Here is a 14,284-nt window from a genome sequence, read left to right on the forward strand (position 1 = left end):
AAAATAGAATATTTTTAAGTTATGTCTAAAGTAAAATATTATTACGATTCAGATACACTTTCCTACCGGAAAATAGAGCCTAAAAAGAGTCGGAAAGTAACCAACGTAGCCTTATTTATAACGGCTTCCTTATTATTTGCTTTTCTTATTGTTCTAGTGGTGTTGAACACCAATTTAATCAATACTCCAAAAGAGCTTTCCCAAGGAAGGGAATTACAATACATGGAACTGCAATATGATTTGCTGAATAAAAAGATGAAGCAGATAGAAGCAGTGATGGCTAATTTGGAAGATCGAGATAACAACTTATACCGTTTGTATTTTGAAGCCAACCCTATTCCTGACGAGCAGCGAAAAGCGGGGTTTGGAGGAATTAACCGTTATAAAACACTGGACGGTTACAATAATTCTGATCTTGTAATTAGCACCACTAAAAGAATTGAGATTCTACAAAAACAATTAGTAGTACAGTCCAAATCTTTAGATGAAATAGCGAAGCTTGGTGCTGAAAAAGAAAAGTTTTTGGCGGCAATTCCAGCTATACAACCTATAAGAAATGAAGATCTTACCAGAATGGCCTCTGGTTATGGTTGGAGATCTGACCCATTTACCAAAGCAAGAAAGTTTCATTACGGTATGGATTTTACAGCTCCACGGGGCACTCCTATTTACGCCAGTGGTGATGGAACTGTAGTGAGAGCAGATAATAGCTCTGCGGGCTATGGTAAACATATCCGTATTCAGCATGGTAATTACGGATATATTAGCCTCTATGCGCATTTGAGCAAATACAACGTAAAAAAGGGTCAGAAGGTAAAACGTGGAGATCTTATTGGATTTGTGGGTAGTACTGGACGGTCTCAAGCCCCGCATCTTCATTATGAAATTTTTAAGGATAAAGAACGTATTAATCCTATTAATTTCTACTACGGAAGTTTAACTGCGGAAGAATTTCAATCTATGCTTCAGATTGCTACACAAGAAAATCAATCTCTGGATTAATGCATATAGAGCTTCCAGAAAAAAGATATTACGGTATTGGCGAGGTGGCTGATGCTTTTAATGTGAATACATCGCTCATTCGTTTTTGGGAAAAAGAATTTGACATCTTAAAACCTAAAAAAAATGCAAAAGGTAATCGGAAGTTCACTCCAGAAGACATTAAAAATCTACAACTGATATATCATTTGGTAAAAGAACGTGGTTTTACTTTGGAAGGTGCTAAAATTCATCTTAAAGAAGAAAAGAAGAAAACACTCTCCAATTTTGAGATTATTCGTAAATTGGAGGGAATTAAAACTACCTTGTTAAAAATCAAAGAACAACTATAACAACCTTATTAAAAAAGACAAAATGAAAAAGTGGCTTATCCCTGTAATTATTATTGGTATTCTTATTGTAATGGGATTTCTGTTTGCAGGATTTGTGGTACGTGTAAATAATCAAGCAATTGCATTAGAAGAAAATGTTTCAAAAGCTTGGGGTAATGTACAAACCTCCTATCAGCGTAGAAATGACCTGATTGGCAATTTGGTTAAAACGGTACAAGGAGCGGCAGATTTTGAGCGTAATACACTTAGAGAAGTTATTGAAGCCCGTGCCAAGGCAACTGCTACCACTATTAATCCAGAAAATATTACACCAGAACAATTAAAACAGTTTAATGAAGCGCAAAGTGGTTTAAGTGGAGCGCTGTCCCGTTTGCTAGTAAGTGTTGAACGTTATCCTGATTTAAAAGCGAACCAGAATTTCCTGAAACTACAAGATGAACTTACCAGTACAGAGAATACGATACAAACAGCCAGAACCCGATATAATGAGGCTATTGCCCCTTATAACAATCACCTGAGGACATTTCCAAATAGTATGGTAATTGGCTGGTTAGGTTTTGATGGTGCCACTAAACCTTATTTTGATTCTGAACCTGGTGCTGAAAAGCCAGTAGATGTTGATTTTAAATTTGACTAATGCCGAGCTCTAAAGTAGAAGACTTTTTAACCGCCGCTGAAGAGAAAGAAATAGTAGCAGCCATTCGCAAAGCGGAAGGTAACACCTCTGGTGAAATTCGTGTGCATATAGAAAGACATACAGACAAAGATGCAATGACACATGCAAAAGAGGTTTTTCATTGGTTAAAAATGGACAATACAAAATTAGGAAATGGGGTTCTTATTTATATTGCGGTAGACGACAGAAACTTTGTAATCTATGGAGATCATGGCATTAATGCAGTAGTCCCAGAGAATTTTTGGAATCGTACAAGAGATGTAATACAAGCGCATTTTAAACACAAACGCTTTAAACAAGGCTTAGTAGAAGGTGTTTTAATGGCTGGCGCCGAACTGGAAAAACATTTTCCGTGGGATAACGGAAATAGCAATGAACTTTCTGATGAAATTTCTAAAAGCACTTCATGAGAGTACTTAAAATTAGTTTTCTTTTCTTTTATATATTTCTCATAGCCGGAACAACGGTTTATGGGCAGTTTACCATTCCTGATGCTCCCATTTTAAGTGAGCAAACTAGCATATATGACTACGCGAAGTTACTTACCAAAATTCAACAAAAATATCTGGAAGATAAACTGGTTCGCTATTCTGATTCTACATCTACTCAAATTGTTATTATTACCATAGAAAGCCTACAAGGAGAGAATATAGGATTATTGGCTCCCAGATGGGGTCAAAAATGGGGTATTGGACAAGCAGAAGAAGATAATGGAGTAGTTATTCTGTTAGCAGAAAAAGAACGAAAAATTTGGATTTCACCTGGTTATGGGGTTGAAGACAGATTAACCGCTGGTATTACAGGAGAATTGGTAAGAAATGTTATTATTCCTGAGTTCAAGCGAGGTGACTATTATATGGGGCTAAACAAAGGTACAGATGCTATCTTTCAGGTCTTGACAGGCGCTTATAAGGGCACGCGTAAAACCTCTAAACAGTCAGAAGGAATCCCTGTTTTTTTTATTGTATTCTTCTTTATCATCATCGTATTTATACTTTCCAGAGGAAATAGAAGAGGTGGTGGTGGGAACCGAGGTAACCGCCGCGGCATGGATCTTTCTGATATTATTATCTTGAGCAATATGGGACGGGGAGGCTTTGGCGATAGCGGAGGCGGTTTTGGAGGCGGAGGCGGTTTTGGAGGCGGAGGCGGCTTCGGAGGTGGTTTTGGAGGTGGTGGATTTAGCGGTGGTGGTGCCGGAGGTAGTTGGTAGTAACTTCCATTCACTCTACCTATAAATAGGGTTGAAATTTACACTCAAATTGCTGAAAACATTGTGCTCTTCAAATAAAACATGTAAGCATTGAGACTTCCTTATCCAAAAATAAAGGTGCTACCGCTACCTCAAAAAAGATAATTTTCTGGAAATCTATACAAGCCAGAAAGTAAGGCACCAGAATTAATCAGTGAGTTCTACGTCTTGAATAATTGCTTTTAAATCATCCATTGAAATAGGTTTTACTACAAAATTATTAACTTGTTTGTAGGATTTTGCTCTATTTATATCCGATGGATCTTTTGAAGAGGAGACCACGTAAATAAGGATTTTTTTAGGTACTTCAATTTTGAGAAACTCGTCTAAAAATTGCCATCCATCTAAAATGGGCATATTGAGATCTAATAAGATAATATCTGGAAATCCTTCTTGAGACTTCAAAATCGCAGAAAGTGCTTTAATGGCTTCGTCTCCATTTTTATAAACCAAAAAACGATTGCAGAAATTTGCTAATTCCATCATTTTTTTCGCTCCAAATACAAATATAGGATCGTCATCTATTAAACATGCAATATCAATTTTCGCCATTTTTTAAATAAATTTTGAAGGTAGTTCCCTTATTATTTTCACTTTCTACTTCTATCCTTCCTCCCATAGCTTCTACCTGATTTTTAGTGATAAATAAACCAATACCTCTGGATTGTTCATGCTGATGAAAAGTTTTATACATCCCAAATAACCTATCTCCATGCTTTTCAAGATCTATACCCAGCCCGTTATCTTTAAATTCTAATAAGACTTCTGCTCCCTTAATACTGGCTGTTATCTTTATAAAACTATTTTGTGAATGTCTTTTATATCTAAAACTATTAGTTAACATATTCAAGAATATACTTTCTACATAAGCATGGACCCCGGTGACTTTTATCTTAGATGAAATACTACTGATGATATTGAAATTATTATCGCTTGTAATGTAAGAAAGATTACCTAAAACATCAATAAGCATATTTTGTAAACCAATACTAACCATATTTTCCTCTACAGTGGTGTTGATTTGCACTATCTCATTGAGATGTTCAATGGTTTGACTAAGACTGATACTTGCAGAATTGAGTAACTTTAGGATTTCTTCCCTACCTTCATTTGTCTCTTCTTCCCGATATAAATTCAATAACATTTGCAAATTTCCCGTGTGAGAACGCATATTATGAGACACTATATGAGCAAAATTCTTTAACCGCTCATTTTGATCTTTGGTAACCTCCAATAATTTATTTATCTCTGCTTCTTTTTGTTTGCTTTTCTCAATATTCACAGCAACCTTAAGATACCCTACCACTTTACCTTCTTCTTTAATTGCCGTAATGGTTAGCAATACTGGTATTTTTTTTCCATGCTTCTCTATATAAGTGAACTCCTGAGTATAAAATCCATCTTCTAGAATCTTTGTACTAAAGATATCATGCATGGTTTTTGGATACCATCCTTCTTTAATCAACTCCTTAAGCTGTATTTCTTTCTCTAATTCATCATGAAAAACATCTGGAGTTAAAATACCTATAACCTCACTTCTTGTATATCCAAGAAGGTTCTCCGCTCCTTTATTGAAAAGAATTATTTTACCCTCAGTATCCGTTCCTATTATGCTCACTTCACTGCTTGCTTCCAAGATAGCTTCTAATTTAGCTAGTGTTTGTTGCAGCGCCTTTTGGGTTTTAACCATTGGAGTAACATCTAAAATCTGCGCCACATAATACAGCGGATTTTCAAACTCATTACGTACCATAGACACCGAAAGCACCACCTGTATATGCTCACCGTTCTTATGTATATATCGCTTCTGTAAGTGTGTAAAAGGAATTGTACCCTCTTTGAGATATTTCATCGCTTTACGATCCTCCTCCAGATCGTCTTTATGTGTAATATCTAAAAAATTAGTACTTAAAAGCTCATCAGGATTATACCCCATAAGTTCGCAGAAGGTATTATTTACTTCAAGAAACATGCCGTTTAAATCAACTATCACCATCCCGGCAGCAGCATTTTCAAAACTACTTCTAAATCTTTCTTCGCTTATTCTTAGTTTTACTTCTGCCTCTTTTATTTTAGTGATATCACTAGTCATCATAATAATACCCCCCACTTCACCTCCGTCGTCATACCAAGGATGCAGTTCCCAATTGGTATATTGAAGTTTACCATCTTTGCGTATAAAATAATCTTCTTCAGATCTCAACACCTCTCCTTTGAGACATTTTCTATGATCATCTTTCCATCTTTGCGGGATTTCCGGAAATATTTCGTAATGCGATCTTCCAATAAGACTACTCTCCTTAACTCCATAATCAGAGAGCCATTTCTTAGAATGTGCCAGATAACATAAATTAGTATCTAACATGGCTATTGCGCTTGGAGCATTTTCTATAAAAAGAGAATACTGATCCAGATTTTTCTTTTGTTTGGTGATCTCAAGGCGTGTACCCACCATCCATTCTGGTTCTCCTTTGTGGTTGCGACTAATGATTTTTCCACTGTCTCTAACCCAAACCCAATGCCCGTCTTTGTGTTTCATACGGATATTACAAACGTACTGATCTGTTTTTCCAGAAAAGTAATCGTCTACTGCTTGCCTAGACACCTCAAGATCGTCTGGATGTGAATATTTTAACCAAGTATCAATAGAAATAGGTGCCAATTCTTCCAATTCATATCCAATTATTTGAGCCCATTGCTTATTAAAAATAGTTTCACCAGTATTCACATTCCATTCCCATGTTCCTATAACACTTTTTTCAATAAGCAACTTGAGGTGGCTGTTTCTGTTAAGTTCTCTGGTTATAGAATCTTCTTTTACGCTAAATCCCGCAAGCATACGAGTTTCCTGAAGCACAGGATGTTGCACCCTTTTCATAACCCATTGCACAAACAACGTATTTCCATTCTTGGTTTTACAAATTATTTGTTTTACCGGTAATTCATCCTGATCATTTTCAATTTCTGAATCATCAGACATAAGCAACTGTAGATTATTTGCTCTGATGATACTTTGGCAAATAGCAGATCTATTCATTTGATCAAAAGGGCTGTACCCCATCATTTTCCAGAAAGTACCACTTGCCCAACGATTCCATGTGTTTGCTGGATTCCAGTACCACAAACCATTTAAACCAAATATCTCTTGGAATTCAAAAACAGCATAATCTATGCTTAACAATTCATAAAACTCTTGTCTTAATTGATGACCACCCTCGATAGGATCTACTCCTGACGGTCGATTGGATTTTGGAAACTTCATTAACGCTTAGCTACGAGGAGGGCCCTTTAGGAAGGTAAATGTAGTTAATATGAGTTGTCTTGTGTTACGGGAAAACCGTAAAAAAGAGTTATTTCTAAAAGTTTAGTAAATCAAGAACTGCTGAAGTTATTAAAATAATACGATCTATTTCTTACGGAAAAACACTTGAATTGGAACTCCATGAAAATCAAAATGTTCCCGTAGTTTATTTTCTACAAAACGCTTATAAGGATCTTTCACGTACTGAGGTAAATTTGCGAAGAATGCAAATTGTGGGGTTGGAGTTGGTAATTGTGTACAGAATTTTATTTTTATGTATTTTCCTTTGGTAGCCGGTGGTGGCGTATTGGCTAATATAGGAAGCATCACATCATTTAATTTACGAGTAGAAATACGCCTGGACCTACTTTCATAAATAGACACAGCAGTTTCTATTGCTTTAAAAACTCGCTGTTTGGTAAGTACGGAAATAAAAATTACAGGTACGTCTGTAAACGGTTCTGTTGCCTTACGAATCATTTTTTCAAAATCGCGGGTTGTATTGGTCTCCTTTTCCATTAAATCCCACTTATTGACTAAGATAACTATACCTTTTTTGTTTCGCTCTGCTAACCAAAAAATATTCAAGTCTTGCCCCTCAAATCCACGGGTAGCATCTACCACCAATAAACAGACATCTGCATGCTCTATAGCCCTTACAGAACGCATCACCGAATAAAATTCTAAGTCTTCTTTTACTTTGGCTTTGCGACGTATTCCCGCAGTATCCACCAAATTAAATTCAAATCCAAATCTATTATAACGGGTATCTATACTATCTCGGGTAGTTCCAGCAATATCGGTTACTATATACCGCTCTTCTCCAATTAATGCATTTATAAGAGATGATTTGCCTGCATTGGGTCTCCCCACAACAGCAAATCTCGGTAAATCGTCTTCTTCAACCTCTTCTGTTTCCGGGAGTGCCTGAACTACTGCGTCTAAAAGCTCTCCTGTACCGCTTCCATTTATACTTGCAATAGTATAATACTCTCCAAGCCCTAACGCATAAAACTCTACGGCATCTGCGGCTCTAGTAGCGTCATCTACTTTATTAACTGCTAAAAAAATAGGTTTATTGGATTGTCTCAGTAGTTTTGCCACGTCTTCATCCATACCTGTTAAACCGGTTTCTACATCTACTACAAAAATAATAGCATCTGCCTCATCAATGGCTAGTTCTACCTGCTTGTCTATTTCTTTTTCAAAAACATCATCGCTTCCTTTTACATACCCTCCAGTATCTATCAATGAAAATTCTTTGCCATTCCAATCACTTTTACCATAGTGTCTATCTCTGGTAACTCCACTTATGGAATCGGTTATAGCCTCTCTGCGCTTGATCATTCTATTAAAAAGCGTTGACTTCCCTACATTGGGTCTTCCTACAATGGCTACAATAGCACTCATACTAAAAATTTAATGGCGCAAAGGTACTATATTCTTAGCAACAATGCTGGTTACAAAAAGGTTATTATAAAATAAGACTTGTAGCGACAAAAAGAGTTCAATATTTAAAAGATTTATGGCTATATTTTTTAATTCTTACCTACGTTCTAATTTGCACTAAGATACCCAACAACACCCTCATAACGCCAAGTTTTATCATTTTGTAACTCGTAGGCTTCGGCAGCGTCTGAGGTGTAAAAATGGTGTTGTTTTGAGGAATTATAGAATTCAATTAATGGTAAACGAGATTTTCCATCTGCATCTGCATGGAGATAATATAGCCTAACAAATTTATACCCCCTTTTACCCATTCCTAGTTCGCTCAAATCTGTGGTATAAAAATGATCTTTGCTTTTTACATTAAAATAATAAGCCAACGGAACTCTAGTCTTATTTTTTGTATTTTCTAAATATATTCTTCCAATAATTCCTTCTGATATATAATTTTCATTACCCTCTCCTAGATCGTTGTAATCTGTAGTGTAGTAATAACCATGTTGATTTTTGCCTTTATATCTTAAGAGGGGCAATCCTTCATTCTTGTAGCGACCATACACATTATAAATACCTATCTTATCTAGCAATAATAGAGGGCGATTTTCATATCGGTTCACACATGCCAGCATAAAAGAATTAGTTACATTTTCAGCAGTGCCCGTACCTGGCACTGATTTAATAGCAATGGAGTGCTTTTCCTTATATGCCAAATGATTACAGCTAAACTTATTATCGGCAAAATCAAGATGGGCAAAGCCAAAAGCATGACCTAATTCATGCGCAAATACCGTTACCATATTTACGGGAAGACTCCTTCCATTGCCTCCATACAAGGACTTATTTAATTTAATCCACTTTCCCGGCATTCCGTTGTTTGCATACAGTGTTTTTGCATAAAAATTATCGATCTCGTGGGCTTCCTTTAAAATTGCCTTAATATGTGCCTTTTGTGGGTTTCTAGTTCTCATAAGCCGAAACATTAAATGAAGATCATTGAAACGTTTCATTCCCTCCAAACAATTTGCAATCCCCTGCTTGCTTAAACCTTCATCCAGATGAACAAGGAATACTTTTACCTTAGCATTTGCACCATAATTCACAGATACCATTTCTTCCCTAATAAAGTATCTTTCAATAACAGGAATACTGTTATCTTTTTCTATTTCTAAACCTTTAGATTTATCCAATCTACCCTCTACCTTTTCTTCTTCATCTACTGTTACTCCAGATTTTTTAAAGCCGTTAGCCAACTTTTTATTTTCGCAGGAAGTCAGGATTACCATAAAAACAAGTAAAACTATCTGGCAATACTTTCTTGTATTCATAGTTGAAAATCTAGCTATTTAAAATTCTTACTTCCTAATTCGCATTAAGATACCCAATAACACCTTCGTAACGCCAAGATTTATCATTTTGCAACTCATAAGCTTCGGTAGGATTTGAGGTATAAAAATGTTTTTGTTCTTCCTGATTGTGAAATCTAATTAAAGGTACACGCGACTTTCCGTCTGTTTCCTGATACATATAATACAATCGTACAAATTCATAGTCGTCTTTACCCATTCCTAATTCACTTAAAACATTGGTGTAAAAATGGTCTTTGGTTATTGCATTGTAGTAATAAGCCAAAGGTATCCTGTCTTTGGCTGTTTCATTTTCAAGAAAAACCCTACCTATAATACCTTCCGCTTCGTAATTTTCATTACCCTCCATAAGCTCGTCATAATCTGAGGTATAGTAATTACTATACCCATTTTTTCCTTTGTACCTTAAAAAAGGCACCCCAACATCATTATAACGGCCGTAAATATTATAAATCGCTATTTGGTCTATTAATAACACTGGCCTATCTTCATCTTTATCCATACATGCCAGCATAAAAGAGTTATCAATAGCAATAGAAGAAGCTGTTCCATCTACCGGTTTGGCCTTATGTGAATTTTCCTCCACATATTTTTTGTTTCCACAGCTTAATTTGTTATCTGCATGGTCTATATGCATAAACCCAAAGGCATGACCTAATTCGTGCGTAAACATACTAGCCATATTTCCGGGAAGCTTACTTACGGTTTTGTTGTAAAGCGTATTGTTTAATTTAATAAGGGTCCCTGGAAATCCTCCTCTGGGGTACAAAGTTCTGGCGTCTACTCCTCCAATATCCCCAGACTTAACAAGTACAGTTTTGATATGGGCTTTTTTCGGGTTCAATGTTCTTTCCAGACGAAACATGAGTCTCAAGTCATTAAAGCGTTTTATACCTTCCAAACAATTTGCCTTGCCTTCTTGGCTTAAACCCTCATCTAGATAAACAAAAAACAGTTTTACGATACCGTTGGTACCTCGATTTACTTCTACCAATTCTTCTCTTGTAAAGTAACGAGCTAAAAGCAGTCCTTCATTTTCAGCTACTTTTTGTTCGATCACCTCTTCAGATCTTCCTAATCTGTCTGCCGGACCTTCCTCTTTACAGGAGACAAGAAATACCATAAACACAGAAAGAAACAACAGATTTCGACATTCTGTTTTCACCGTTAAAAAATAAGTCCGATTACAATTTTGTAAAAATTCCATAAAAAAAAGATTCATTACTTTGATACAGCCAAGGTTACAAGGATCAATTTTAAATTCTTTAGAAGCTAAATATCATGCAATTAATTTACTAGAGAAAACTAGATGTAATAATTGCTATTATTAGGAAAACAAGTGGAATTATTTATCAAGTAAGTCAATGAAATTATATACACTTGTGTATAAACCTAGTTTTCATTTCCTAAAAAATAAGTAACTTAAGGGTATGAAACCTAGTGCAAATGATATCGTACTCAGACCTCGTTTTCAGCTGGAAACCGAATGGGAGAAAAATAGTGTTATTGAAGCGTTTAAAAATGAGCTAAAGAGTCCTTTTAAAATTAAAAATGCAGGTGACCATGTTTTTATCCGTTTTGATGAAGAGCATACTTCTTTCTGGTCTCCGCAATTGCATTTAGAAGTGGTGGAAGAGGAAGAGGAAGCAGAGAAGAGTAAAATTTATGGACTTTTTGGTCCCAGCCCTACCTTATGGACTTTTTTTATCTTCCTTCACTTTGGCATTGCCACGGTATTTGTAATTTTTGGCATTTGGGGGTATAGCAACTGGTCTATACAGCAACCTTATGCTCTACAAACTGCTGTATGTGTTTTTATGGTTATTCTTTGGTTTGGACTTTACTTGTTTGGAAGAATAGGGAAATCCCAAGGAAAGGAACAGATGCATCTTCTGCACAATTTCATGAAGGACACCCTTAAAACCATTAAATAAAAGTAAGCTTTTAAGCCTTATTTCTGGTTATACCCAAAACGTTTTAACTGATTTGCATTGCTGCGCCAGTCTTTGTTTACCTTAACGTAAAGCTCTAGATGAATTTGTTTCCCAAAGAACTTTTCAAGGTCGGCACGTGCTTGTACTCCCACTCTTTTTAAAGCACTTCCTTTATGCCCGATGATAATTCCTTTCTGGCTTTCTCTTTCTACCATTATTACAGAGCGGATTCTGATGATTTTCTCGTCTTCAAAAAATTCTTCGGTGTCTACTTCTACCGCATACGGAATCTCCTTTTTATAATTGAGCAGAATTTTTTCACGAATGGCCTCATTTACAAAAAAACGTTCAGGTTTATCGGTTATTTGATCTTTTGGGTAATAAGCTGGTGCTTCCGGAAGCAATTCAACAATTCGGTCTAAAACCTGCTGGATATTAAAAGTTTTCAATGCAGAAATAGGCCAAACCTCCGCATTAGGAACTTTATCTTTCCATAATTGCATTTGCGTTTCTAATTCTTCCTGACTGGATTTATCTATTTTATTAAGTAGTAGTAAAACAGGGATCTTAGTTTGTGTGATTTTTTTAAAAAAAGCCTCATCCTTAAGCTCTTGCTCACCAATCTCCACCATATAGATCAATACATCTGCATCTTCAAACGCCAGCTTTACAAAATCCATCATTGCCTCCTGTAACTGGTAGGCAGGTTTAATGATGCCGGGAGTGTCCGATAAAATCATTTGAAAATCGTCTCCATTGATAATTCCAAGAATACGATGACGCGTGGTTTGTGCTTTTGAGGTAATAATGGAGAACTTTTCTCCCAAAAAAGCATTCATTAATGTAGACTTCCCCACATTGGGATTTCCTATAATATTTACAAAACCTGCCTTGTGTGCCATAGTTATTCTTAAAATTCAAAGCAAAGATAGCGCATTGTTTATTTATCCTGCCATCAAACCTAAAAGCAGGTATAGCATTGTGGTGAGTACACCTCCAATAATTGCATAAGGCAACTGTGTATTTACATGATCTATATGATCACTGGCAGATGCCATGGATGAAATAATGGAAGTATCTGAGATAGGGGAACAATGATCTCCAAAGACACCTCCTCCCAAAGTAGCAGCAATCACCAAGGGTACTGGCGCTTGATGTACTTCGGCCATAGGTAATGAAATAGCCATCATTATGGCAAATGTACCCCATGAGGTTCCCGTAGAGAACGCGATAAAAGAACTGATTACAAAAATAATAGCGGGCAAAAACTCTGGAGATAACCACTCTTTAGACCAATCTGCAATAAACGCTCCTGTACCTAATGCATTACAGGCATTTCCAATAGCAAAAGCCAGTAACATTAATAAGGCTAATGGCATTAATTCACTAATTCCCTTTAAGGCTAGGTCAATCATTTCTTTCGTTTTCATAATTCCCTGAGCACGGTACATGATCATACTCACTAAAATTGCCGTTAAGACCGCATAGAGTACAGAGGAAGAACCAGAACCTAGACCTATTGCCTGAAATAAATGATCTATAAAAGAGTCTGAACTTTTCACTGCTGCCCAACCTGTAGAAGCTAGATTTACGGGCATCATTAAGACCATCACCGCCAATGGTACTATCATATTAAACGCTTTTGGGGTAATTCCCTCTTTGGATGCATAAGAGGTGATTTCTTCAGAAATCATAGGTTTGGCATTTTCATTAAGCAATTTACCAGTTTCCCTAGTTCTTTTTTCTGCCTTTGCCATAGGGCCGATGTCTTTTTTAAAGAAAATCACCAAAAACACAATAGCGATAGCAAGTATTGGATAAAAATTATAAGGAATGGAGGAAAGCATTAGTTCAAAGGGATTCTCAAAACCCTGAGTTAATAACAACCCCATTATAAAAGCTCCCCACGCATTAAACGGTATCAATATAGAGGAAGGTGCCGAACTTGAGTCCGCAATATAGGCTAGTTTTTCTCTGGGGATTTTCATTTTATCGAATACCGGACGGTAAAGAGTGCCTACAGTAAGCGAACTAATGCTGGTTTCTACAAATAGTAAGATTCCAGTAGCCATCGCCAATAATTGGACTACTACCCTGCTATATCCTGCTTTTTTATTTTCTAACCGATTGATAATTGTTGTGAGCCAGTTAATAAAACCCTGAACCCCACCAGAATATTGAATAAAGAGTAATAAGGATCCCACCAGCGCGCTAAACATAATAGTTCTTGTGTTGCCTTCAGATTTAAATACATTTACCATTCCCTCAATAGCGGCTACTGTACCCGTTAAAAAGTTAAACTGATGAATGATTATCCAAGAAAACCAAATACCCATAAGCAATGCGATATAAACCTGACGAGTTCTTAAAGCAAGAATTATTGCTACAACAGGTGGTAAAACAGAAAGAAAACCATATTCCATAGAGATGCTATAAGCTAGATTAAACGAAGCCGTAAATGGCAACACAAAATAGAAAGATTATTTGAAACTGTGATGAGATTCCATTCTTAAATCTCTCCATTTGATGTCAAAAAAAATAACTCTAAAATTTTTATTTTTTCATTTGTCTATTGTAAAAATGGTTGTATCTTTGCCTTCCAATATCGCGGGATAGAGCAGTATCCTTCGTCAAGCTCAGGACAGGGTACCTACCCTTTCGGAGTCAAAAATTAAAAGTAACGTCTTTTTAAGACATAATAAACATATATCGCGGGATAGAGCAGTAGGTAGCTCGTCGGGCTCATAACCCGAAGGTCACTGGTTCGAGTCCAGTTCCCGCTACTAAGGAAAAGTCAAAGCATTATTGTTTTGACTTTTTTTATTTTACAGAAAAATGAACTGGACGAGAAGTTTATCCTGAGTGTAATCGAAGGGAGTCCAGTTCTCGCTACTAAGAAGCTTCGGAGAAATCTGAAGCTTTTTTGATTTAATAAGGTCACTGGTTCCCCCGATGCGTCGGGGCAGTTCCCACTACTAGA

Annotated in this window: 13 protein-coding genes and 1 tRNA gene; 7 read left to right on the forward strand and 7 right to left on the reverse strand. The window is 36.4% G+C overall.

All coding sequences use genetic code 11. The annotated features are described in order from the left end of the window. Positions 1 to 21: 21 nt before the first annotated feature. From WBG07_RS18485 to WBG07_RS18505, 5 genes are read left to right on the forward strand one after another with little or no spacing between them, the layout of a single operon-like run. Complete coding sequence (locus WBG07_RS18485) at positions 22 to 1,002, forward strand: peptidoglycan DD-metalloendopeptidase family protein (protein WP_340203501.1); 981 nt, start codon at positions 22 to 24, stop codon at positions 1,000 to 1,002. Beyond that, positions 1,002 to 1,331, forward strand: a complete 330-nt coding sequence (locus WBG07_RS18490) for a MerR family transcriptional regulator (RefSeq protein ID WP_340203503.1) — start codon at positions 1,002 to 1,004, stop codon at positions 1,329 to 1,331. The genes WBG07_RS18485 and WBG07_RS18490 overlap by 1 nt, the downstream gene beginning before the upstream one ends. Before the next feature lie 22 nt (positions 1,332 to 1,353). Continuing rightward, on the forward strand, positions 1,354 to 1,968 hold the full coding sequence (locus WBG07_RS18495; RefSeq protein ID WP_340203505.1) for a LemA family protein: 615 nt from the start codon (positions 1,354 to 1,356) through the stop codon (positions 1,966 to 1,968). Continuing rightward, a complete protein-coding gene (locus tag WBG07_RS18500) occupies positions 1,968 to 2,417 on the forward strand; it encodes a TPM domain-containing protein (RefSeq protein ID WP_340203507.1) in 450 nt (149 codons plus the stop codon). Before WBG07_RS18495 ends, WBG07_RS18500 begins: the two co-directional genes overlap by 1 nt. Then, positions 2,414 to 3,220, forward strand: a complete 807-nt coding sequence (locus tag WBG07_RS18505; protein WP_340203509.1) for a TPM domain-containing protein — start codon at positions 2,414 to 2,416, stop codon at positions 3,218 to 3,220. Before WBG07_RS18500 ends, WBG07_RS18505 begins: the two co-directional genes overlap by 4 nt. 186 nt (positions 3,221 to 3,406) lie before the next feature. Here WBG07_RS18505 and WBG07_RS18510 read toward each other — a convergent pair whose 3' ends face one another. From WBG07_RS18510 to WBG07_RS18530, 5 genes are all read right to left on the reverse strand, one after another. Beyond that, positions 3,407 to 3,811 carry a response regulator gene (locus WBG07_RS18510; protein ID WP_340203511.1) on the reverse strand — a complete coding sequence of 135 codons (405 nt, stop codon included), beginning with the start codon at positions 3,809 to 3,811 and terminating at the stop codon, positions 3,407 to 3,409. Continuing rightward, the gene (locus WBG07_RS18515) at positions 3,798 to 6,521 is read right to left on the reverse strand and encodes a PAS domain S-box protein (protein ID WP_340203513.1); all 2,724 of its coding nucleotides are present in this window, start codon (positions 6,519 to 6,521) and stop codon (positions 3,798 to 3,800) included. The genes WBG07_RS18510 and WBG07_RS18515 overlap by 14 nt, the downstream gene beginning before the upstream one ends. A gap of 144 nt (positions 6,522 to 6,665) precedes the next feature. Next, complete coding sequence (der, locus tag WBG07_RS18520; RefSeq protein WP_340203515.1) at positions 6,666 to 7,970, reverse strand: ribosome biogenesis GTPase Der; 1,305 nt, start codon at positions 7,968 to 7,970, stop codon at positions 6,666 to 6,668. Positions 7,971 to 8,116: 146 nt separating this feature from the next. Then, positions 8,117 to 9,331 carry a M57 family metalloprotease gene (locus tag WBG07_RS18525; RefSeq protein WP_340203517.1) on the reverse strand — a complete coding sequence of 405 codons (1,215 nt, stop codon included), beginning with the start codon at positions 9,329 to 9,331 and terminating at the stop codon, positions 8,117 to 8,119. Between the two features lie 34 nt (positions 9,332 to 9,365). After that, on the reverse strand, positions 9,366 to 10,577 hold the full coding sequence (locus WBG07_RS18530) for a M57 family metalloprotease (RefSeq protein WP_340203519.1): 1,212 nt from the start codon (positions 10,575 to 10,577) through the stop codon (positions 9,366 to 9,368). Positions 10,578 to 10,800: 223 nt separating this feature from the next. Here WBG07_RS18530 and WBG07_RS18535 point away from each other — a divergent pair, with 223 nt between their 5' ends. After that, positions 10,801 to 11,304, forward strand: coding sequence for a GTP-binding protein (locus WBG07_RS18535; protein WP_340203521.1), 504 nt, complete (start codon positions 10,801 to 10,803; stop codon positions 11,302 to 11,304). A 17-nt stretch (positions 11,305 to 11,321) separates the two neighbouring features. On the opposite strand, the gene era is transcribed toward WBG07_RS18535, so the two are convergent. After that, positions 11,322 to 12,206 (reverse strand): GTPase Era, encoded by an 885-nt coding sequence (era, locus tag WBG07_RS18540; protein WP_340203523.1) that lies wholly within the window; start codon positions 12,204 to 12,206, stop codon positions 11,322 to 11,324. Between the two features lie 42 nt (positions 12,207 to 12,248). Beyond that, on the reverse strand, positions 12,249 to 13,772 hold the full coding sequence (locus WBG07_RS18545) for a Na+/H+ antiporter NhaC family protein (RefSeq protein WP_340203525.1): 1,524 nt from the start codon (positions 13,770 to 13,772) through the stop codon (positions 12,249 to 12,251). A gap of 242 nt (positions 13,773 to 14,014) precedes the next feature. Between WBG07_RS18545 and WBG07_RS18550 the strand changes: the two genes are divergently transcribed. Beyond that, a tRNA-Met gene (locus WBG07_RS18550) sits at positions 14,015 to 14,087 on the forward strand. Positions 14,088 to 14,284 lie beyond the last annotated feature (197 nt).

The sequence above is a fragment of the Ascidiimonas meishanensis genome (assembly GCF_037782385.1).
GTDB classification, from domain to species: domain Bacteria; phylum Bacteroidota; class Bacteroidia; order Flavobacteriales; family Flavobacteriaceae; genus Ascidiimonas; species Ascidiimonas meishanensis.